We start from the raw sequence: 18,908 nt of genomic DNA, 5'->3' as shown, positions 1-18,908 counted from the left end.
CGCGCCACCCATTCACAGGAGCCCACCATGAACGCCAACGACGCCATCATTGCAGCCGCTTCCAACACCGATCCCCGCCACGACGCCAGCCGCGTGATCCGCGCGCCGCGCGGCAGCCAGCTCACCTGCAAGAGCTGGCTCACCGAAGCCGCCTACCGCATGATCCAGAACAACCTGGACGCCGAAGTCGCCGAGCGCCCGCAGGACCTGGTGGTGTACGGCGGCATCGGCCGCGCCGCGCGCAACTGGGAGTGCTATGACCAGATCCTCGCCTCGCTCAAGGACCTGAACGACGACGAGACCCTGCTCATCCAGTCCGGCAAGCCGGTGGGCGTGTTCAAGACCCATGCCAACGCACCCCGCGTGCTGCTGGCCAACTCCAACCTGGTCCCCAAGTGGGCCAACTGGGAGCACTTCAGCGAGCTGGACCAGAAGGGCCTGTTCATGTACGGCCAGATGACCGCCGGCAGCTGGATCTACATCGGCACGCAAGGCATCGTGCAGGGCACGTACGAGACCTTTGCCGAAGCCGGCCGCAAGCACTATGGCGGCTCGCTCGAGGGCAAGTGGATCCTGACCGCGGGCCTGGGCGGCATGGGCGGCGCGCAGCCGCTGGCCGCCACCTTCGCGGGCGCGGTGTCGCTCAACATCGAATGCCAGCAAAGCAGCATCGACTTTCGCCTGCGCACGCGCTATGTGGACAAGCAGGCGCGTGACATCGACCACGCGATCGAACTTATTCAGCAGCACACGGCGGCCAAGGAGGCCATTTCCATCGCGCTGCTGGGCAATGCGGCCGACGTGCTGCCTGAACTGGTGAAGCGCGCCCAGGCGGGTGGGTTGAAGCCCGACCTCGTCACCGACCAGACCTCCGCCCACGACCTCGTCAACGGCTACTTGCCCGCAGGTTGGACGGTGGCCCAGTGGCGCGCCGCGCAGCAGGATGTGACGCAGCACGAGGTGCTGAAGAAGGCCGCTGCCAAGTCCTGCGCCGTGCATGTGCAGGCCATGCTCGACTTCCAGCACATGGGCATCCCGGTGGTGGACTACGGCAACAACATTCGCCAGGTGGCGTTTGACGAAGGCGTGAAGGACGCCTTCGACTTTCCCGGCTTTGTGCCCGCCTATATCCGCCCCCTGTTCTGCGAAGGCAAGGGCCCGTTCCGCTGGGTGGCGCTGTCGGGTGACCCGGAAGACATCCGCAAGACCGACGCCAAGATCAAGGAGCTGTTCCCGGAGAACAAGCACGTGCACCGCTGGCTCGACATGGCGGGCGAGCGTATCGCCTTCCAGGGCCTGCCCGCGCGCATCTGCTGGCTGGGCCTGGGCGAGCGCCACATCGCGGGCCTGGCCTTCAACGAGATGGTCAAGAGCGGCGAGCTGAAGGCGCCCATCGTGATCGGCCGCGACCACCTCGATACCGGCAGCGTGGCCAGTCCCAACCGCGAGACCGAAGGCATGAAGGATGGCACCGACGCCGTGAGCGACTGGCCGCTGCTCAACGCCTTGCTCAATACCTCGGGCGGCGCCACCTGGGTCAGCCTGCACCACGGCGGCGGCGTGGGCATGGGCTACTCGCAGCACTCGGGCATGGTCATCGTGGCCGATGGCACCGATGCGGCGGCCGAGCGCCTGGCGCGCGTGCTGGTCAATGACTGCGGCAGCGGCGTGATGCGCCATGCCGACGCAGGCTACGAACTGGCCGTGGAAACGGCGAAGAAGCAGGGCCTGAACCTGCCCATGGTGAAGTGAAACAGCGTCAGCAAGGAGGTGTGACAGGGATGTGAAAAAAGGGAACGGCATTCCCATTCGGTGGGAATGTTGGGTTTGAATGCCGCTGCAATCCTTTGATACTGAGTCCATGCCCACCCGTGGACCGACCTCCGTTGCCGCCGCCGACCGTGTTCTGCACGTGCTGGCGGTGCTGGCGCAGCATGGCCAGCCCATGTCGGCCGCCGAGCTGATGGAGGCCACGGGCCTGGCGCGCAGCACGCTGTACCGGCAACTCGCGCGGCTCAAGCTGTGGGGCTTCGTACTGGAGAGCAGCGGGCACTACGCGCCCGGGCCGCTGAGCCTGCAACTGGCCCTGGGCTTTGACATGGCGTCGCACCTGGTGCACCACGCGCGGCCGGACATGCAGGCCCTGGCCCGGCAGTCCCACGAAAGCGTGGGGCTGGTGGTGGCCGTCAACGACAGCGTGGTATGCCTGGACATGGTGGACAGCACGCAGGCCCTGCGCTGCTCGTTCGAAAAGGGGCGCAGCGTGCCGCTGCGCGCCGGCGCCTCCGCCAAGTGCCTGCTGGCCCATGTGGCCCCGGCCACGCGCAATGCCATTCTGGACCTGCACTACGGCGCGGGCACCCCCGAGCGCCAGGCGGCGCTGGCCGAGCTGGAAGGCATTGCCAAGGCGGGCTACGCCGTCAGCTCCGGCGAGGTGGATGCCGGTGTCTGGGGCGTCAGCGTGCCCGTGTTCGGCTCTCCCCGGCAGGCCGCGGGGGCCATCACCCTGATGGCCCCGATCTTGCGAGCCCAGGGGCAGGAGGCCGCGCTCACCGGCATGGCCGTCATCGCCGCCGCGCGCATCTCCCGCCAGCTCACTTCTCCCTGATTTCCCTCACCCCTCCCCAGGAGCTTTCCCCATGAACCTTCGTCGCAACCTTCTTCTGGCCAGCCTGGCCGCCGCCGCCTTTTGCACCACGGGTGCGCAGGCCCAGGACAACGTCCTGCGTGTGGGCACCGATGCCACGTTCCCGCCCATGGAGTTCGTCGAGAATGGCAAACGCACGGGCTTTGACGTCGAGCTGGTGGAAGCGATCGCCAAGGCCATGGGCAAGCAGGTCGAATGGGTGGACATCGACTTCAAGGGCCTGATTCCCGGCTTGATCTCCAAGCGCTTCGACATGGCGGTATCGGCCATCTACATCACCGACGAGCGCAAGAAGGTGGTGGACTTCACCGACTCCTACTACGCCGGCGGCCTGGTGGTGATGGTGAAGGCCGACAACAAGACCATCCACAAGCTGGCCGACCTGGACGGCAAGAAAGTCAGCGTGCAGGTGGGCACCAAGTCGGTGGCATACCTGACCGAAAAATTCCCCAAGGTGCAGCGCGTCGAGGTCGAGAAGAACCAGGAGATGTTCAACCTGGTGGACATCGGCCGGGCCGATGCCGCCGTGACCGGCAAGCCCGCCGCGTTCCAGTACGTGCGCACCCGCCCGGGCCTGCGTGTGCTCGACGAGCAGCTCACCACCGAGGAATACGGCATGGCCCTGCGCAAGGACACGCCCGAGCTGACGAAGGCCGTCAACGGCGCCATCACCAGGCTCAAGGCCGACGGTACCTATGCGGCCATCGTCAAGAAGTGGTTCAGCAACAGCGCTGCCAAGTAAGCCACGGACCGTTGCCGGACTGAACCATGGAACTCGATTTTTCTCCTGTCTGGGCCGGGCTGCCCCAGTTGCTGGCGGGCGCGCTGGTCACCGTGGAAATCACGGCCGCCTCGCTGCTGCTGGGCTGCGTCATGGGCCTGCTGGTGGGCATTGGCCGCCTGAACCCCAGGCGCCGCGTGGTCTACGCCCTGTGCACCGCCTACGTGGCCGCGATCCGCGGCACGCCGCTGCTGGTGCAGCTGTTCATCCTGTTCTTTGGCCTGCCGCAGTTCGGCATTCTCCTGCCCGCCTTTGTGTGCGGCGTGATCGGCCTGGGCATCTACTCGGGCGCCTATGTGTCCGAGGTGGTGCGCGGCGCCATCCAGTCCATCGACAAGGGGCAGATGGAGGCCGCGCGCTCCATCGGCATGTCCTCGGGCCTGGCCATGCGCACCGTGGTGCTGCCGCAGGCGGTGGTGCGCATGATTCCTCCGCTGGGCAATGAGTTCATCGCACTCATCAAGAACTCGGCGCTGGTGTCGCTGCTCACCATCCACGACCTGATGCACGAAGGGCAGAAGATCATCAGCGTGTCGTACCGTTCGCTGGAGGTGTACCTGGCGATCGCGGTGGTGTATTTCGTTCTGACCGGGGCCACCACGCTGGTGCTGCGCCGCATGGAACTGCGCCTGCGCGCCGGAGGGATGGTGCAATGAAGACAACGTCTGCAGTGACCGGCGCGAACCCGGCTTCCGAGCCCATCGTGCGCATTCGCAGCCTGCGCAAGTCGTTTGGCAGCCATGTGGTGCTCAGTGGCATCGACTTCGACGTGTTCCCATCGCAGGTGGTGGTGGTCATCGGGCCCAGCGGCTCGGGCAAGAGCACCTTCCTGCGCTGCTGCAACGGCCTGGAGCAGCCCGAGGGCGGCACGGTCGAGATCTGCGGCCGCACGCTGGTGCAGGACGGCCGCATGCTGCCCGACCATGACCTCAACGCGCTGCGCGAGGAGGTCGGCATGGTGTTCCAGTCGTTCAACCTGTTCCCGCACCTGTCGGTGCTCGACAACGTGACGCTGGGCCCACGCAAGCTGCGCGGCCTCTCGCGCAAGGAGGCCGACGAGCGTGCCCAGGCCCTGCTGGCCAAGGTGGGGCTGGCGCACAAGGCGTCGGCCATGCCCGCCAGCCTGTCCGGCGGGCAAAAGCAGCGTGTGGCCATTGCCCGTGCACTGGCCATGGAGCCGCGCGTGATGCTGTTCGACGAACCCACCTCGGCGCTCGATCCGGAGCTGGTGGGCGAGGTGCTGCAGGTCATGAAGCTGCTGGCCAGCGAAGGCATGACCATGATGGTCGTCACCCACGAGATGGACTTCGCGCGCGAGGTGGGCGACGTGGTCGTCGTCATGGACGGCGGTGGCATCATCGAGGCCGGCGCCCCCGCCACCATCTTCACCAACCCCACGCAGGAGCGCACGCGCTCCTTCCTGCAGGCCGTGCTCACCCGCGCCTGAGGCGCTGCGCGGCGCTGTGCACGGTTGCCGTCAACCCCAGAGGAGGAAACCCCGATGTCCCCGCTTTCACCCGTGATGCAGCAGCGCCTGCAAGAGCGCCTGTCCCAGGACGACATTGCCCGCTTCGACCGCGACGGCGCGCTGTGCATTAAGCAGTTGCTCACGCCCGGGGAGGTGGCGTTGCTGCGCGAAGGCATCGACGCCAACCTGGCCGCGCCCAGCCCGCGCGCCAAGGTGGCCAGCCGCCCCGACGACCCGGGCCGTTTCTTCGAGGACTTTTGCAACTGGCAGGACATCCCGCAGTTCGGCCGCTTCGTGCGCGAGACGCCGCTGGCCCTGGCCGCGCAGCGCCTCATGCGGTCGCGCACCGTGCGGCTGTACCACGACCATGTGCTGGTGAAGGAGCCCGGCACGCGTCAGCGCACTCCGTGGCATCAGGACCAGCCGTACTACAACATCGAAGGCCTGCAGAACATCAGCATGTGGATTCCGGTCGATCCGGTGTCGCGCGCGGCCACGCTTGAATTCGTGGCCGGTTCGCACAAGGGGCCCTGGCTCATGCCGCGCACCTTCATGGACAACCAGGCCAAGTGGTTCCCTGAAGGCAGCCTGCAGGACCTGCCCGATGTCGAGGCCCGCCGCGAGGCTTTCCCCATCGTCGGCTGGGAGATCGAGCCCGGCGATGTGGTGTGCTTTCACATGCTCACCCTGCACGCCGCGGGCGGGGTGGAGGGCGTGAACCGCCGGCGCGTGTTTTCGGTGCGCTTTCTGGGCGACGACATCCGCCACGCCCCCCGGCCCTGGAAGACCTCGCCCGAGTTTGCGGGCCTGACCGACGTGCTGCCCGCCGGAGCCGAGATGGACCACGCGCTGTTTCCGCTGCTGGTGGCCGAAGCGGTGCAGGCCGGGGAGGGTGCGCGATGAGCGGGGCCCCGATGGGGATGCCAGTCTTCTTTGACCTTGCCGCCACCCCCGCCACGCCCTGGAAGAATGGCGGCGGCAGCACGCAGGAACTCGCCTGCTGGCCGCCGGGAGCGGACATGAACGCCTTCGAGTGGCGGGTCAGCCTGGCCACGGTCGACCGGCCCGGCCCGTTCTCGGTCTTTCCGGGCATCGACCGCCAGATCATGCTGCTGGGAGGCGACGGCCTGCACCTGCGCGGCCCGGGCTGGGAGCACGGGCTGGACCAGCGCTGGCAGCCGTTCGCCTTCCCGGGGGACGACGCCGTGGATGGCGCCATGCTGGGCGGCACCTCGAAGGACTTCAACCTCATGCTGCGCCGGGGCGCCTGGCACGGTGCCCTGCAGGTGGCAGGCGAGGCGCGGGCGCCCGCGGGCGTGCACGCCGGCCTGTGCATGGTGCTGCAGGGTGGCTGGCGATGGGTGCCGGGAGAGCAGGGCGGCGAGCCCCGCGTGCTGCACGCAGGGCAGGGCTTCTGGTGGGTGCAGGAGGGTGCTGCCTTGCAGGGGCGCCTGGAGCCCGCCCATGGCGGCAGTGCGGCGGATGCGCCGGCGCTGGCCTGGATCGCGCTGGAGCGTGGTTCCAGAACGGAATTTTGATAAAAATGGCCTCTGGCGCTTGCTGAATAAGCGCTGGCAGCTATTGTTTGCATAGCAATTGATACCATGAACCTTCCGGCAGACAAGCAGATGCAGCAGGCGCGGCCCGGTGGCCCGGCCGGCGAGAGCGCCGAGGGCGTGTGGGTGAATCTGAAGCCCGTGGCCGGACTCGTGGCGGCCGATGTGCCCGTGCCCGAGGGCGAACCCACCTGCGTGGTGGTGCAGGACGGCCGCATGGCCTGGATCGGGCCCGAGGCGCACCTGCCGCCGGCCTTCCATCCCCTGCACCGCTGGGATGGGCAGGGCGCGCTGGCCACGCCCGGCCTCGTGGACTGCCACACCCACCTGGTCTACGGCGGCCAGCGCGCCAACGAGTTCGCGATGCGGCTGGCGGGTGCCACGTACGAAGAAGTGGCCAGGGCGGGTGGCGGCATCGTGTCGTCGGTGAAGGCCACGCGCGGGGCGTCGGAAGACGAGCTCTTTGCCCTGGCCGCTCCGCGCCTCTCGGCCCTGCTGGACGAGGGCGTGTGCGCCATCGAGATCAAGTCCGGCTATGGGCTGGCCCTCGCGCACGAGCGCAAGCAGCTGCGCGTGGCCCGCCGCCTGGGCGAGGCATTCGGCGTGACGGTGCGCACCACCTTTCTGGGCGCGCACGCGCTGCCGCCCGAATACGCAGGGCGCAGCCAGGACTACACCGACCTCGTCTGCAACGAGATGCTGCCCGCGCTGGCGGCAGAAGGCCTGGTGGATGCGGTGGATGTGTTCTGCGAACGCATCGCCTTCACGCTGGCCGAGACCGAGCAGGTGTTCCAAGCCGCGCAAAAACTGGGCATCCCGGTCAAGCTGCATGCCGAGCAGCTCTCGGACATGGGCGGCGCGGCCCTGGCCGCGCGCTACGGCGCGCTGTCGTGCGACCACATCGAACACCTGTCGCAGGACGGCATCGCCGCCATGAAGGCCGCGGGCACCGTGGCCGTGCTGCTGCCGGGTGCCTACTACACGCTGCGCGACACGCACCTGCCGCCCATTGCGCAGCTGCGCGAGGCCGGCGTGCCCATGGCGGTGTCCACCGACCACAACCCCGGCACCTCGCCCGCGCTCAGCCTGCTGCTCATGGCCAACATGGCGTGCACGCTGTTCCGCCTGACGGTGCCCGAGGCCCTGGCCGGCATCACCACGCACGCCGCGCGCGCGCTGGGCTTGCAAGATTCCCACGGCCTGATCGCATCAGGCAGGCCGGCCAATTTTGTGCTGTGGCCGCTGGGCGAGGCGGCCGAGCTGGCCTATTGGTACGGCCACAAGCCCGCTTGCACCGTCGTGCGGCAGGGGCAGGTGGTGGCCGATGGCATGGGCATCCAAACACAGCAGGGGGCCCGCCATGGCGCTTGACGCTTTACACAGCCTTTTTGCGGCCGATGCGCTGCTGCCCACCGGCTGGGCGCGCAATGTGCTGGTGCAGTGGGATGGGGCAGGGCGCATCACCGGCGTGGCCGCCGATGCTGCGGTGCCAGCAGGCACGCCGGTGGCTGCTGGCCCGGTGATCCCCGGCATGCCCAACCTGCATTCGCACGCCTTCCAGCGCGCGTTTGCCGGGCTCACCGAGTACCGGGCAGAAAGCCAGGACAGCTTCTGGAGCTGGCGCAACCTCATGTACCGCTTTGCCGCCCGCATCACGCCCGAATCGCTGGAGGCCATCGCCACCTGGCTGTATGTGGAGATGCTGGAGGCGGGCTACACCTCGGTGTGCGAGTTCCACTACGTGCACCACGACCAGCGTGGCACACCCTATGCCGACGACGCCACGCTGTCGCTGGCCCTGCTGCGCGCCGCCCGCAACGCGGGCCTGGGCATCACGCTGCTGCCGGTGCTCTACCAGACCAGCGGCTTTGGCGCCAAGCCACCACGGGCCGACCAGGCCCGGTTCATCCGCAGCACCGGCAATATGCTCTCTTTATTGGAGCGCCTGGCGCCCGCTGCACGGGTGCAGGGGGCCGTTCTGGGCCTGGCCCCGCACTCGCTGCGTGCCGTGCCGCCCGAGAGCTTGACCGCCGCCGTGCAGGGCCTCGCCGCCCTCGATCCCCACGCGCCCATCCACATCCACATCGCCGAGCAGACGCAGGAGGTGGACGACTGCATCGCCTGGAGCGGCCAGCGCCCCGTGCGGTGGCTGCTCGACCACGCCCCGGTGGACGAACGCTGGTGCCTGGTGCACGCCACCCACATGACGCCCGATGAATACGCCGGCGCCGCGCGCAGCGGCGCCGTCGCTGGCATCTGCCCCACCACCGAAGCGAACCTGGGCGACGGCATCTTCGACATGCCGCTGTGGCTGCAGCAGGGTGGGCGCTGGGGCGTGGGCTCGGACAGCCATGCCTGTGTGAATGCGGCCGAAGAGCTGTTGATGCTGGAGTACAGCCAGCGCCTGTCACGCCGGCAGCGCAATGTGCTGGCCTCCGCCGCGCAGCCCGAGGTCGCAACCGCCATGACCTTGCAGGCCGTGGCTGGCGGGGCGCAGGCTGCGGGGCGGGCCGTTGGCGGCATCGCGGTGGGCCAGCAGGCCGACATGGTGGCGCTGGACGCGCAGCATGTGGCGCTGCGCGATCTGCCTGCGCACAGCATGCTCTCGGCCCATGTGTTTGGCAGCCACCGGACCTCGGCCATCGGCAGCCTCTGGGTGGCGGGCGTGCGCCGCGTGTCCGGAGGCCGGCATGTGCTCCACGAATCGGCGGCCCGGGCCTTTGTGGCAGCCCGGTCGGCCACCATCGCGCCGGATTGAGGCTGTCTTTGTTTTATTTCTGAACCCACCATGACCGACACCGCACCATCTCCGTTTGTCTTTCACCAAGGCACCCAGCCGCTGCTGATCTCCATGCCCCACGCGGGAACCTACGTGCCGCCCGCGCTGGCCGCGCGGTTTACCGAAGAGGCCCGCCAGGTGCCCGATACCGACTGGCACATGGACCGGCTGTACGGTTTTGCGCGCGACATGGGCGCTTCCATCCTGGTGGCCACGCACTCGCGCTACGTGGTGGACCTGAACCGTCCGCCCGACGGCGCGAGCCTCTACCCCGGCCAGAGCGTCACCGGCCTGTGCCCGGTCGATACCTTTGACGACACGCCCATCTACGCCCAGGGCGACGTGCCGGGCGAAGCCGAAGTCGCCGCGCGCCGCGATGCCGTCTGGGCGCCGTACCACGCGCAACTGCGCGCCGAGCTCGATCGCATCCACGCCCTGCATGGCGTGGCCGTGCTGTGGGACGCGCATTCGATCCGCTCGGTGCTCCCGCGCTTCTTCGAAGGCAAGCTGCCGGACCTGAACCTGGGCACGGCCAACGGCGAAAGCTGCGATCCCGCACTGGCCCGGGAGCTGCTGGCCATCGCGGAGGCCGCGGGCGGCTACACGGCGGTGCTCAACGGCCGCTTCAAGGGGGGGCACATCACGCGCCACTATGGCCAGCCGGGGCAGGGCGTGCATGCCGTGCAGCTGGAGATGACGCAGTGCAGCTACATGCAGGAATCCTTGCCGTTCGACTACCTGCCCGACGTGGCGCAGCGCGTGCAGCCGCACCTCGAACGCATGCTGCGGGCCGCGCTGGCATTCGCGCACGCGCGCCAGGCTCCGCGCTGATCCACGGGTCCGCAGGGCCCCCAACGGTGCGGCGGTGTGCCCCTCTGCTCGAATTCTTGTAGCGGCATGGGCCAGGGTGGCGGGGGTTCGGTGCTAGTATGGCTGCAGCGATGGTTCGAATCGCCCGGCGGGCGCCCCCTGTTTTCACCACCCTGTGCCCGGTCAGCCAATGCGGAAGGAGCCGCACCCCCTCATGGATCCAGCGGCCTACTACTACATGCCCCTTTTCAAGCCCGGAGCCTCCGTGCAATGGGGACAGCAGCGCGAGACGGTCAGCCACGTGGTGGTGCGCCGCAACGCGATGATGATCTACCTGGTGGGGCACGATGCGCCGGTGCACCCCGATGCCCTTCGGGTGGAGCCCACGGCCTTCCACCTCACGCGCGTTCCCGACCGGTTCTGACACGGCGCCCGGCGCGCCGCCACCGCGGGCTGACGAACCTCAGCGTGCGCTGAACTGCGCCATCGCCTCGCCCAGCTGGATGGGCCGGGCGGGCGCCCACTGCGGGTTGAACTGCAACGGGCCCTGGGGAAACAGCATCACCACGGTCGAACCCAGCAGGAAGCGCCCCATTTCCTCGCCCTGCCGCAGGCTCACCTGTCCCTGGGCATAGTCCCATTGGCGCGGCGTGCCCGGACGCGGTGGATTCACCTGCCCATGCCATACCGTGGCCATGCTGCCGACGATGGTGGCCCCCACCAGCACCAGCACGAACGGCCCCTGCGCCGATTCAAAGAAGCACACCACACGCTCGTTGCGGGCAAACAGCCCGGGCACGCCGCGCGCCGTGGTGGGGTTCACCGAAAACAGGTCGCCAGGCACATGCACCATGCGCGTGAGCTCGCCCGCGCAGGGCATGTGGATGCGGTGGTAGTCGCGCGGGCTCAGGTACAGCGTGGCGAAGTGGCCGTTGTCAAACCGCGCCGCGGCGGCGGCATCGCCGCCCACCAGCGCGGTGGTGGAGTAGGTGTGGCCCTTGGCCTGGAAGATCTGGTCCTTGGCGATGGGGCCGAACTGGCTGATGGCGCCGTCCACGGGGCAGACCAGATCGGCCTGCGCCAGCGGGCGGGCACCAGGCTTCAACGCACGCGTGAAGAAGTCGTTGAACGATGCGTAGCTGGCGATGTCAGGGTTGGCCGCCTCGGCCATGTTGACGTTGTAGCGGGCCACGAATCGGCGGATCACCGAGGTCGTGAGGCCACCCAGCCGGGCCGACGCAAATTTGCCGGCCAGGGTGGTCAGGGCCTGCTTGGGCATGAGGTATTGCGGCAGGACTGCCAGGCGATCAGACACGGGTGGGGGCCCTTCAGGAGGAAAGCGGATGATTCTATCGGCGCGGGCTGCCGCCACCGGGGCTTCATACCCCCAGGTACTGCTCCAGCAGCTGCGGCTGCGCATGCAGGGCGTCGGAGCTGCCCTCGAACACCACCTGGCCCTTGACCAGGATGACGTTGCGGTCGGTGATCTGTGTGACGTGTTTCCAGTTCTTGTCCACGATCACGCTGCTGATGCCGCTGTCCTTGATGAGGCTGCAGATGCGCCAGATCTCGCGCGCGATGAGCGGCGCCAGGCCTTCCGTGGCCTCGTCGAGAATGAGCACGTCGGGGTTGGTCATGAGCGCCCGGCCGATGGTCAGCATCTGCTGCTCGCCGCCGCTGAGCTGCTGGCCGCCGTGGCCCAGGCGCTCCTTCAGGCGCGGGAAGGTCTCCAGCACGCGTTCGTAGGTCCAGTCCCGCTGGCCCCGGGTTCCCGCGCGCGCGGCCATCTGCAGGTTCTCGACCACGCTGAGGTTGCCGAAGATGCCGCGCCCCTCGGGCACGTAGGCCACGCCCAGGCGCGACACTTCGAAGGGCGGGCGGCCGGTCATGTCGCGGCCCGCGACGGCCACCGAGCCGGAGCGGGGCTTGACCAGGCCCATCAGCGACTTGAGCAGCGTGCTCTTGCCCATGCCGTTGCGGCCCATGAGGCCGATGGTCTCGCCCTGGCCGACGGTGAAGTCCACGCCGTGCAGGATGTGGCTGGGACCATAGAAGGTGTGGATGCCGCGCGCATCAATCCAGGGAGTCGCCATGTCAGTGATCCTCCCCCAGGTATGCGGCTTGCACCGTGGCATCGGCGCGCACCTCGGGGGGCGTTCCGTGGGCGATGACTTCGCCGTTGACCATCACGGTAAGGTGGTCGGCCAGCGCGAACACGGCATCCATGTCGTGCTCCACCAGCATGATGGCGTGGGCGGGCTTGAGGCGCTGCAGCAGCTCGACCATGCGTTCGGCCTCGGCCACGCCCATGCCGGCCAGGGGCTCGTCGAGCAGCAGCACCCGCGGCTCGGTGGCCAGGGTCATCGCGATTTCGAGCTGGCGCTGCTCGCCGTGGCTCATGGCGCCTGCAATCGCCATGCGCCTGTCCTTCAAGCCAGAAAGCTCGATGGCGCTTTCCAGGCGTGCGTGGGTAGCTCTGTTTTTGATAGTGTTGGCGCGCGTGTCCTGCCACCAGCGCAGCGGATTCCAGGGCTGCTGCGCATCGCGCGACTGGGCGGCCAGGCGCACGTTTTCGTGCACCGTGAGCGGCAAGAAGATGTTGGTCTTTTGGTAGCTGCGGCCCAGGCCCTGGCGCGAGATGCGCTCGGGGGCCCACCCGGTCACCTCGGTGCCGCCAAGCTGCACCATCCCGGAGGTGGGCGCCAGGTCGCCCGAGAGCAGGTTGGTCAGCGTGGACTTGCCCGCGCCGTTGGGGCCGATCACGGCATGGATGCGGCCACGCCACAGGTCCAGCGACACTCCGTTGACGGCGGCCAGGCCGCCGAACCGCTTGGTGAGCTGGCGGGCCGAGAGCAGGGTTTCATCGGCCATGGTGCGGACCCTCCTCCTGCGCCTTGGCGGCCCGGCGCTGCCCCAGCATGCCCAGCAGCCCGCGCGGCGCGGCCACCACCACCAGCACGATGAAGCTGCCCATCAGCAGCTGCCAGTGCTTGGTGATGTCCTTGAACACGTGCAGCAGGTACTCGAACGCGAAGGCGCCCACGATGGCGCCCGCGAAGTTGCCCATGCCGCCCAGGATGATCATCATGATGGCGTGGGCGCTCATGTGAAAGCCCATCAGCTCCGGGTTCACATAGCCCGTCTGCGCGCCCCACAGGTAGCCCGCCAGCCCCGCGAGCGCACCCGCCACGGTGAAGGCGGTGAGTTTGTAGCCGCGCGTGCCAAAGCCCATGGCCCGCATCCGGTGCTCGTTGATGCGGATGCCTGACAGTGCGCGGCCCAGCGGGCTCCAGAGCAGGCGGCGCAGCAGCACATAGACGATCACCACCAGCGCAAGCGTGAAGTAGTAGAAGGTCTTGCGGCCTTCCAGGTCGAACGGCAGCCAGCCGAAGATGGAGGCGTCGGGCCGGAAGTTGATGTACAGGCCATCCGAGCCGCCCAAGACCTTGTTGTCGAAGAACAGATAGAACACCATCTGCGCGAACGCCATGGTGACCATGATGAAGTAGATGCCGTGCGTGCGCACCACGAAAAAGCCGATGAACAGCGCCACCAGCCCCGCGCCGGCCACGGCCAGCGGCAGCGACCACCACAGGCTCACCGGCATGTCGGCGGGCGTGAGGAACGCTAGCGCGTAGCCCGCCACGCCAAAGTAGGCGGCATGGCCCAGCGACACCAGGCCGGTCACGCCCTGCAGCAGGTCCAGGCTCATGGCGAAGATGGCCATGATCATCATGCGCGTGACCATCTGCACGTAGAAGTCGCTGCCGACGACCGGGAACAGCAGCAGCGCAGCCAGCCCCAGTGCCAGGGCGAATTGCACGCTGCGCGGCAGCATCTCGATGTTGGCGCGGGGCGTGCTCATGCGCTGCCCCCGGGCCGCCCCGGGGCGGGCAGCGAAATACACGAAGTGATGAACGTGGGGGGCATCATTGCTTGAAAAGACCTTCAGGTTTCCACAGCAGCACGGCCGCCATCAGCATATAGACCAGCATCCCGGCCATGGAGGGCAAGAGCACCTTGCCGAACGTATCGACAAAGCCCACCAGCAGCGCCGCGATGAGTGCGCCGCGCACGGAACCGATGCCGCCGATCACCACCACCACGAAGCACATGATGAGCACCGAGGAGCCCATGTTGGGATAGACGCTGGACACCGGCGCGGCCACCATGCCCGCGACAGCGGCCAGCCCCACGCCGAGGGCGAACACGATGGCATGGATGAGCTTGATGTTCACGCCCAGCGATTCGGCCATGTCGCGGTTGAACGCGCCGGCGCGGATCTTCATGCCCAGCCGGGTCCTGGAGATCAGCAGGTACAGGGCCAGCGCCAGCGCGATGCAGACCCCGGAAATGAAGAGCCGGTACACGGGGTAGGAAAGGGTGTCGGTGAGCGGGATGGACCATTCCAGCACCGGCGGAATCGCCACGCCATGCACGTCGTCGCCCCAGAGGATGGAGCGCAGTTCCTCGAAGATGTAGATGAGGCCGAAGGTGAGCAGCACCTGGTCCAGGTGGTCGCGGTGGTAGAAGTGGCGAAACAGCAGCCACTCCAGGGCCAGGCCAAAGACCACGGCCAGCACCGTGCCGCCAAGGATGGCGAGCGTGAGGCTGCCGAAGTAGCCCGACAGCGAATAGCCCAGGTAGGCCCCCAGCATGTAGAAGCTTCCATGCGCGAGGTTCACCACGCCCATGATCCCGAAGATCAAGGTGAGGCCCGCCGCCAGCATGAACAGCAGCAGCCCGTACTGCACGCTGTTGAGCAGCTGGATCAGGAAAGTGGCGAAGTCCATGGCGTGCTGGCGCAAGGGTCAGGCGGCGCGGCGCGTGGCCAGCAGGAGCGTGCCCATCAGCGTGAACAGGCCGCCCGAGACGCGGTTGAACCAGCGCATGCGGGTGCCTGAACGCAGCACCGGTGCCAGGCGCGCCACGCCCAGGGCGCACAGCGTGAGCACCGTGAATTCAAAGGCCACAAAGGTGCTTGCCAGCACGGCGAACTGTGGCGCCCACGCCGCTGCCGGATCCAGAAACTGGGGAAAGAACGCGGTGAAGAACAGCAACGCCTTGGGGTTGCTGCCGCCCACGATCAACCCCTGGACGTAGAGCTTGCGCGCGAAGGCCGTGGCCTTGGACTGGTCGCCCTTCGCGGGCATGTGGTCGAACACCGTGGTCTGGCTGCGGAACGTCTTGATGCCAAGCCAGATCAGGTAGGCCGCGCCCGCGGCCTTGAGCACCCAGAATGCGGTTTCGGAGGCCGCCAGCAGCGCCCCCAGCCCCAGGGCGGACAGCAGCATCGTGCCCAGAACCGCTGTCACGCTGCCTGCCGCCGCGGCCAGGGCCTTGCGCGGGCCGTGCTGCAGGGAACTGGTCATGCACATGAGCATCGTCGGTCCGGGGGACAGGACCAGCAGGGCCACTGCGGCGAGGTAAAGCAGGTAGGTACTGAGCGACATGGAAAGAGGTTCGAGGAAGGTGGCCGCAAAGTCCGGGCGCACGGCAGACGGGCCTGCCTCCGGGCAGCCCCTTGGTGCATTGTGTCAAAGTCGCGGGTTGCCGCCACGGAAGGCGGGGCGCGCCTTGGGCGGGCCGTCCGCGGCGCGCGGGGGCTTCAGCCCATTCGGCATCCTGCGCCGCTGTCGGCCAGGGCCTTGGCGGCCACGCCGATCACCTTGTTTTCCTTGTTCTCCACGCGGCGCAGGTAGATGTCCTGCACCGGGTTGTGCGACTTGCTCATCGTCCACTTGCCGCGCGGGCTGTCGATGGTGGCGTTTTCCATGGCCTTGATGACGGCGGGCTTGGCAGACAGATCACCCTTCACGGCATTGGCGCCCTGCACCAGCAGCAGGCCCGTGTCGTAGCCCTGCACCGCGTAGACGTCGGGCTGGCTGCGGAACGCCTTGGCGTATTCCAGGCGGAACTGCTTGTTGCGCGGCGTGTCCAGCGAATCGCTGTAGTGCATGGTGGTGATGATGCCGTCGGCCGCAGGGCCCGCGGCGTCCAGCACGCCTTCGGTCAGGAAGCCCGACCCGTACAGCGGAATCTTGTCCTTGAGGCCTGCCGCCGCGTAGTCCCGGATGAACTTGGCGGCGCCCCCGCCGGCGAAGAAACAGGCCACGGCATCGGGCTTGAGCGCGGCGATCTCGGTCAGCAGCGCCTGGAATTCCACGTTGGGGAAGGGCAGGCCCAGCTCCTTGACGATGGTGCCGCCCGCGGCGGTGTAGCTTTGCTTGAAGCCTTCGAAGGCCTCGTCGCCAGCCGCGTACTTCCAGGTGATCCAGACGGCCTTCTTGTGGCCCTTCTCGACCATGGCCTTGCCCAGGGCCAGCGTGGGCTGGGAATTGCTGAAGGAGGTTCGGAACACGTTGGGGGCGCACAGGGCGCGCGTGGCGGCATGCACGCCCGCGTTGGGGATGAGGTTGAGCACGCCGGTGTCGCGCGCCACCTTCTGGATGCCCATCTGCACGCCCGAGTGCACGGTGCCGATCAGCACGTCCACCTTGTCGCGCTGCACCAGCTTGCTGGCGTTTTCGACGCCCTTGCTGGGCTCGGACTCATCATCCACCTTGAACCACTCAATCTCGCGCCCGCCGAGCTTGCCGCCTTGCTGGTCGATGGCCAGGCGCACGCCGTTCTCGATGGCCACCCCCAATTGGGCGAAGGTGCCCGTGTAGGGCAGCATGAAACCCACCCGTACCTTGCCGCTTTGCGCACGCACGATGGAGGGCAGCAACAGGCCCGTGGATGTGGCGCCAACGAGGGCGGCGCTGCGGCTGATGACAAGGCGGCGGGTGGTCATGGAATGGAGCTCCTTTGTTTAGGCTTAAAGCAATTTACCCCAACGTCCCCTGCAGGAAACCTATGGCTTACCCGTACCGGGGGCACAGCGATCGGGGCTTGGTGGGGCGCCCCGGGATCGCCTGGCATGAAGGCGGCAAAATAGGGGTTGTCCAGAACCTCCTTTCGAACGCCCGCGCCTCATGCCCCTCGTGACGGCGAGGGACTTCGCCCTGAAGCGGTTGCGTTGCCGCGAACCGCTGCTGCTGCTCCATGCCCCCATCCGACTCCGATCATTCCGTGTCTTCTTCTGCCGCCATGGAGGGGGCAGACGCATCTGCGTATGTCCGGACCCTGCGTTGGCTTCGCAATTTCTGGCCTGCGCCGCTGGGCATCGACGGGCGTGAACGCCTGCGCTTTATCGCCGGTGCCGTGATCGGGGTTCTCATCACGGCATTGCTCAGCCGGTGGTGGGCGGGCGATGCGGCCTCGGGCCCCTGGATGGTGGCGTCCCTGGGGGCCAGCGCCGTGCTGGTGTTCGGCATGCCGTCGAGTCCCCTTGCGCAGCCGTGGCCGGTGCTGGGCGGCAGCACGCTGTCGGCGCTGGTGGGGGCGTTGTGCTCGGCGGTGGTGCCTGACCCCGTGATATCCGGCGCCCTGGCCGTGGGACTGGCCATCGCGCTCATGGTGCCGCTGCGCTGCCTGCACCCGCCGGGCGGTGCCATGGCCCTGTATGTGGTGCTGACGGCGGGCGATGGCTTGCATCTGGCCGTGTTTCCCATTCTGTTCAATGTCGTGATCCTGCTGATCGCGGCCATGGTCTACAACGGTCTCACCGGGCGCCGGTATCCTCATCCACAGCGGGTGGCGCCCAGAACCCACGTCGCCAAAGGCGCGTTCACCGCCTCTGACGTGGACGCGGCGCTGGCCCACTACAACCAGGTGCTCGATGTCAGCCGGGCCGACCTGGAGGGCCTGCTCCATCTGGCGGGGCGTGCCGCGTTCCAGCGCACGCTGGGAGATGTGCGCTGTGCGGACATCATGTCCAAGCCTCCGTTCGCGGTGGAGGCGGGTGTCTCGCTCAAGGAGGCATGGACGTTGATGCGCAGCGAGCAGATCAAGGCGCTGCCCGTGGTCGATATGCAGCGGCAGGTCATCGGGATCGTGACCGTGGCGGATTTCATGCGGCTCGCCAACCTGGACCTGCATGAAGGCCTGGGCCAGCGCCTGCGTGCGCTGGTCATGGGCCGCAGCGGCCAGCCCACTGCGGTGGACCAGATCATGTCCCACCCGGTTCAGGTGGCCCGGACCGGGCAGCACGCCATGGACCTCGTTCCCCTGTTTTCGCAGGGGGGCCACCACCACATCCCCATCGTGGACGAAGAAGACCGCCTGGCGGGCGTCATCACCCAGACCGATCTGGTGCGGACCCTCGCCGTGGCCGTGCAGGGGCGCGCCGAAGATGGCATGTCTGCACCGCCCCGGGCGCCTCGTGCGCAGGCGGCCCTGGCCGCCCAGGCAAGGCCGTAGGCAGATTGCTGCACACCGCGGTACAATCGACAGGCTCTGCACAGCGCTCTGCCTGTCCATTGACGCCGTCTCCCCCGGCCCTCTGCCTGATCTGCGCCCCGGGTGCAGCGACTCCCACCGCCCGCAATGCACCGTGTGTCGAGCACCGTCCCACGCGGTAGCTGCCGTGGTGGATGCACGAATCAGGCGCCGATCACAGAATATTTGTTTTGAAGAGATAGAACATGGCCAAAGAAGAACTCATTGAAATGCAAGGCTCCGTGACGGAAGTCTTGCCCGACTCGCGCTTTCGCGTCACGCTGGACAACGGTCACCAACTGATCGCATACACCGGCGGAAAGATGCGCAAGCACCACATCCGCATCCTGGCGGGTGACAAGGTGTCCCTGGAAATGTCGCCCTATGACCTGACCAAGGGGCGCATCACCTTCCGCCATCTGGCCGGCCGTGGCCCTGGCCCTTCCAGCAACCGCTGATCCCCTGGGCTTGAGGTCCGCTGGTTTTCTTGCTGTTCCCGTGACCGCGCGCTGCTTCGCACGGGGTGTGATACCTGTCGGTGCCGG

At 67.7% G+C, this 18,908-nt stretch carries 20 protein-coding genes; 13 read left to right on the top strand and 7 right to left on the bottom strand.

Features of this window, described 5'->3' with window-relative positions; translation table 11 throughout:
• Positions 1-27 precede the first annotated feature (27 nt).
• The 11 genes from hutU (at position 28) to AC07OD_RS07270 (ending at position 10,465) form a co-directional block, all read left to right on the top strand.
• Positions 28-1,752, top strand: a complete 1,725-nt coding sequence (gene hutU, locus AC07OD_RS07320; protein ID WP_494595859.1) for a urocanate hydratase — start codon at positions 28-30, stop codon at positions 1,750-1,752.
• Positions 1,753-1,861: 109 nt separating this feature from the next.
• Positions 1,862-2,608 (top strand): IclR family transcriptional regulator, encoded by a 747-nt coding sequence (locus tag AC07OD_RS07315; RefSeq protein ID WP_369642648.1) that lies wholly within the window; start codon positions 1,862-1,864, stop codon positions 2,606-2,608.
• 31 nt (positions 2,609-2,639) lie between these two features.
• Positions 2,640-3,389 (top strand): transporter substrate-binding domain-containing protein, encoded by a 750-nt coding sequence (locus tag AC07OD_RS07310; RefSeq protein ID WP_218341087.1) that lies wholly within the window; start codon positions 2,640-2,642, stop codon positions 3,387-3,389.
• 26 nt (positions 3,390-3,415) lie between these two features.
• The gene (locus AC07OD_RS07305) at positions 3,416-4,084 is read left to right on the top strand and encodes an amino acid ABC transporter permease (RefSeq protein WP_494595856.1); all 669 of its coding nucleotides are present in this window, start codon (positions 3,416-3,418) and stop codon (positions 4,082-4,084) included.
• Positions 4,081-4,875, top strand: coding sequence for an amino acid ABC transporter ATP-binding protein (locus AC07OD_RS07300; protein ID WP_255591477.1), 795 nt, complete (start codon positions 4,081-4,083; stop codon positions 4,873-4,875). Before AC07OD_RS07305 ends, AC07OD_RS07300 begins: the two co-directional genes overlap by 4 nt.
• A gap of 54 nt (positions 4,876-4,929) precedes the next feature.
• A complete protein-coding gene (locus AC07OD_RS07295; RefSeq protein WP_369642647.1) occupies positions 4,930-5,799 on the top strand; it encodes a phytanoyl-CoA dioxygenase family protein in 870 nt (289 codons plus the stop codon).
• 17 nt (positions 5,800-5,816) lie between these two features.
• Positions 5,817-6,434, top strand: a complete 618-nt coding sequence (locus AC07OD_RS07290) for a HutD/Ves family protein (protein ID WP_369642646.1) — start codon at positions 5,817-5,819, stop codon at positions 6,432-6,434.
• Between the two features lie 90 nt (positions 6,435-6,524).
• The gene (gene hutI / locus AC07OD_RS07285) at positions 6,525-7,823 is read left to right on the top strand and encodes an imidazolonepropionase (RefSeq protein WP_494596046.1); all 1,299 of its coding nucleotides are present in this window, start codon (positions 6,525-6,527) and stop codon (positions 7,821-7,823) included.
• Complete coding sequence (locus AC07OD_RS07280) at positions 7,813-9,210, top strand: formimidoylglutamate deiminase (RefSeq protein WP_494595854.1); 1,398 nt, start codon at positions 7,813-7,815, stop codon at positions 9,208-9,210. The genes hutI and AC07OD_RS07280 overlap by 11 nt, the downstream gene beginning before the upstream one ends.
• A gap of 30 nt (positions 9,211-9,240) precedes the next feature.
• A complete protein-coding gene (gene hutG / locus AC07OD_RS07275) occupies positions 9,241-10,062 on the top strand; it encodes an N-formylglutamate deformylase (RefSeq protein ID WP_494595852.1) in 822 nt (273 codons plus the stop codon).
• 193 nt (positions 10,063-10,255) lie between these two features.
• Complete coding sequence (locus AC07OD_RS07270) at positions 10,256-10,465, top strand: hypothetical protein (RefSeq protein ID WP_218294742.1); 210 nt, start codon at positions 10,256-10,258, stop codon at positions 10,463-10,465.
• 39 nt (positions 10,466-10,504) lie between these two features.
• On the opposite strand, the gene asd is transcribed toward AC07OD_RS07270, so the two are convergent.
• From asd to AC07OD_RS07235, 7 genes are all read right to left on the bottom strand, one after another.
• A complete protein-coding gene (gene asd / locus AC07OD_RS07265) occupies positions 10,505-11,356 on the bottom strand; it encodes an archaetidylserine decarboxylase (RefSeq protein WP_494595850.1) in 852 nt (283 codons plus the stop codon).
• A gap of 64 nt (positions 11,357-11,420) precedes the next feature.
• Positions 11,421-12,134, bottom strand: coding sequence for an ABC transporter ATP-binding protein (locus AC07OD_RS07260; RefSeq protein WP_494595848.1), 714 nt, complete (start codon positions 12,132-12,134; stop codon positions 11,421-11,423).
• A 1-nt stretch (position 12,135) separates the two neighbouring features.
• On the bottom strand, positions 12,136-12,912 hold the full coding sequence (locus AC07OD_RS07255) for an ABC transporter ATP-binding protein (protein WP_218341094.1): 777 nt from the start codon (positions 12,910-12,912) through the stop codon (positions 12,136-12,138).
• Positions 12,902-13,906, bottom strand: coding sequence for a branched-chain amino acid ABC transporter permease (locus AC07OD_RS07250; RefSeq protein ID WP_494595846.1), 1,005 nt, complete (start codon positions 13,904-13,906; stop codon positions 12,902-12,904). Before AC07OD_RS07250 ends, AC07OD_RS07255 begins: the two co-directional genes overlap by 11 nt.
• A gap of 64 nt (positions 13,907-13,970) precedes the next feature.
• A complete protein-coding gene (locus tag AC07OD_RS07245; RefSeq protein ID WP_218294747.1) occupies positions 13,971-14,834 on the bottom strand; it encodes a branched-chain amino acid ABC transporter permease in 864 nt (287 codons plus the stop codon).
• Between the two features lie 18 nt (positions 14,835-14,852).
• Positions 14,853-15,494: a LysE family translocator gene (locus AC07OD_RS07240; RefSeq protein ID WP_218294748.1), complete on the bottom strand. Its 642-nt coding sequence runs from the start codon at positions 15,492-15,494 to the stop codon at positions 14,853-14,855.
• A 155-nt stretch (positions 15,495-15,649) separates the two neighbouring features.
• Positions 15,650-16,837: an ABC transporter substrate-binding protein gene (locus AC07OD_RS07235; protein ID WP_494595843.1), complete on the bottom strand. Its 1,188-nt coding sequence runs from the start codon at positions 16,835-16,837 to the stop codon at positions 15,650-15,652.
• Between the two features lie 251 nt (positions 16,838-17,088).
• Between AC07OD_RS07235 and AC07OD_RS07230 the strand changes: the two genes are divergently transcribed.
• Together AC07OD_RS07230 and infA are read left to right on the top strand one after the other, a co-directional pair.
• Positions 17,089-18,345, top strand: a complete 1,257-nt coding sequence (locus tag AC07OD_RS07230; protein ID WP_492253351.1) for an HPP family protein — start codon at positions 17,089-17,091, stop codon at positions 18,343-18,345.
• A 224-nt stretch (positions 18,346-18,569) separates the two neighbouring features.
• Positions 18,570-18,821: a translation initiation factor IF-1 gene (infA, locus tag AC07OD_RS07225; protein WP_218294751.1), complete on the top strand. Its 252-nt coding sequence runs from the start codon at positions 18,570-18,572 to the stop codon at positions 18,819-18,821.
• Positions 18,822-18,908 lie beyond the last annotated feature (87 nt).

Source organism: Acidovorax sp. GW821-FHT10E03 (assembly GCF_059415205.1).
Note: the sequence above shows the minus strand (reverse complement) of the source record. Positions and strands in the feature narration are given on the sequence as shown.